We start from the raw sequence: 2700 nt of genomic DNA, 5'->3' as shown, positions 1-2700 counted from the left end.
CGAGGACGGTTACCGCTGCGCCGAGGTGACCGATGCCATCGAACGATCAGCAACAACCGGTGCACGACAAGAGATTGTTTATCGAGAGGCATCAGCGGCAGGCGGTGGCACCATTGAAGAAAAAAGCGGCCCAAGGTACGCAGGCATGCACTAAGGACAGGAAGTGCGCAAGTCCTTCGGCTTCTCCTCATGACTAGGAGCCGGAGCGTGCGCACGCCCTGCCCCTGTTCTGTTAATGGTTACTGAAACAGGACTGCCTTACATCGTCAGCTGAGGCTGAAGGAGACTGTTGTGGGCTGCGATCCGCAGCAGTCTCCTTCGTGTTCCCCGCCAACCTACGATCTGGGTTCTGGTCGTGGCTAGGCTGGCATCAAAATCCAAGGTTCCCGCAACGTAACACCTGATCAGCGTTCCAGCCCGGAAGGCGATCGAGAACGGAACTGGCACGCCTCAGGCAACGCTTTGGCTAAGGAGCTCAAAGCGTCTGTCCGACCGTGCACCGCCCTAACTAAGGCCAACAGGCATAGTCTTGCGTGGAGGATCCCTTGCGTACCGCCTCGCGGACGGGAACCGTGCCGCTGGAAGCCAGCCCGCCAGCACTGTTATTGCCGTAAACAACGTTTTCCAGCGCCCGCTGGGAAGTGCTTCGTGCGGCGTATTTCAATGTCCGCCGTGGAGAAGCCTTCCGTGCGTTCCACGAGGAGTTTGCTGTCCACCGCGACGGCAGGGATGAAGCGCTGCCACATGTCTTCGGGCGCCTGGCGGTTGGGCAGGCAATGGGGATGACACAGTCGAAGCGGCCGCGGCGCAGAAACTCGGTGTCCAGGGCGCGGATTAAGTTGGTAGCACAGACCAGCTGGCGGCCGGGCAGTCCGAGGAAGGCCGGGATCATCTTTAGGAGTTCATTGGTGACTCCCTGCAGCGGGGAGGGCTGGTCCTCGGCGCGCTGGGAGGGAAGAACTTCAACGAAGGACCGCTCCAGACGCGAGGCGATGGCTTTGGCGCAGGTGATTTTCCCCTGTGCCCGGCGGCCCGAAGAAGACCACGGCGCGCGGCGGCACGACATCGAATTCGTCGGCCAGGTCCGCATCGGCGAGGGGGCAGCACCAGACGGCGTTCGAGCAGTTCCTTTCATTCCGCGTGACAGCCACATTTCCCAGACGTCTAGGGCCAGGACGCGGCCGCCGAGTTGGCCGAGCGCGCTGAGTACTTGGCGCTGGAGGGGGATGGTCCGTTCAAAGTAGCGCAAGTTCTTTCTAAGGGGGAAGCCGCGTCCCAGGAACTCTTTGAAGCAGGTTTCGGATTCCGGCATCTAGGCAGAGAGCTTGTTGAGCCCGTGCGGGGCCATGCGGGTTTCGATCGCGGCGAGCAGGGGGTGCCGAGGCTTCAGCTGCGATGTCCGGGCACGGTGGCGAGGAAAACGATCCAGCAGTGGTCTTAGGCGGCGCGTCCAACTGCGGCCCGCACGTGATCGCCCTGCACACTCACTACCTCGTGGTCCTTTTCGCAGGATGCGAGGACTTTCGGAGAGCGCATAAACCGGTTCGACATTTTGGGACTTGAATACCGCCCTGAGGTGCTGGCTCCCGTCAAGGTCTGATGAGTGGAAGCCCCTGATCTGCAAAGGTTACTCTGTCCAGTTCATAGGGTTTCGGGCGCAAGCTAATACTGAAGGTATTGGCCCCGACTGGGTAACTAGAAAGCGGATGCAGGTAAAACCTTGCGGCGAAATTCTGCATCATGACTTCTAAAGATTCGACGATGTTAGAGCGATCCCCTAACTTGAGGGCCTTAGACGGAGCCGCTTGTTGACTCATCGGGGGCCTTAGATGAATATGTCAACGTGACTCAGGACCACCAAGACGGCTTGATTCAGGACCACCAAGCTGCACCGAACTAAGGCGGGGGCGACATCCGGGCCCCAGCTCACCCACCCGCAGGAGACAGTGGAGGGTTTCGTGAGAAAGTTCAAAAAATGATGGAACCAATCTGACGCTGCGGACACTATGAAGTATGAGCGGGGGATCAGAGAGTACAGACGAGGCCCTATGGCTGCTTGCAGTCAACGGTGATGGGGACGCATTCGGAACGCTCTTCGACCGCTACAGAGATCGTGTCCATGGTCACGCAATAGGAATTGTCGGATCATCTCACCAGGCGGAGGACATCACTGCCATCGTTTTCCTTGAGGCGTGGCGCCGTCGGGACAAAGTCCGTATGGTCAATGGCTCCATAATCGCCTGGCTGCTCGTGACAGCCAACAATACGATTCGCAACCACAACCGACAACGCCGCCGCTACAGAGCCTTCCTGGACCAACTCCCGCCGCCGGCCTCGGTGAGGGATGTAGCGGAAGATTTCGTCGAATCGGTAGAACGCGATGCGGAGGCTCGCGCCTTGCGCACCGCGTTCTTTCAACTCAAGCCTCAGGACCGTGATGTGCTCACGCTATGTGTCATACAGGGGCTGAGCCTGAAGCAAGCTGCTGAGGCCTTGGCCGTCGCGGAAGGAACTGTGAAATCCCGACTACATCGAGCCAAGACACGGCTTGGCAGACAATACAAGGGACCGGACTGGCAGCCCCGCATCATCGAACCGAGACTCTCGGGACTGCCCCCGGTTTTGTTGACTCCTTGACCTAGCGAGCTTGTGCTCGTGGAAGGATGTTGACCATGCCCACGCCTTATGGGGCGGAGTTCC

1 protein-coding gene and 1 pseudogene are annotated in these 2700 nt (G+C 59.4%); one reads left to right on the top strand and one right to left on the bottom strand.

Annotated elements, in window-relative coordinates:
• Positions 1-523: 523 nt before the first annotated feature.
• Positions 524-1624, bottom strand: a pseudogene (locus tag C563_RS22330) (ATP-binding protein); the annotation flags it as partial.
• A gap of 389 nt (positions 1625-2013) precedes the next feature.
• On the opposite strand from C563_RS22330, the gene C563_RS0120700 reads away from it, so the two are divergent.
• A complete protein-coding gene (locus C563_RS0120700; protein WP_018763983.1) occupies positions 2014-2637 on the top strand; it encodes an RNA polymerase sigma factor in 624 nt (207 codons plus the stop codon).
• Positions 2638-2700: the final 63 nt, after the last annotated feature.

Origin of the sequence: Arthrobacter sp. 135MFCol5.1, from assembly GCF_000374865.1 — a bacterium.
In the GTDB taxonomy this organism is placed as follows: Bacteria; Actinomycetota; Actinomycetes; order Actinomycetales; family Micrococcaceae; genus Arthrobacter.
The sequence above is the reverse complement of the archived record's forward strand: the minus strand, read 5'-3'. Positions and strand labels throughout refer to the sequence as shown.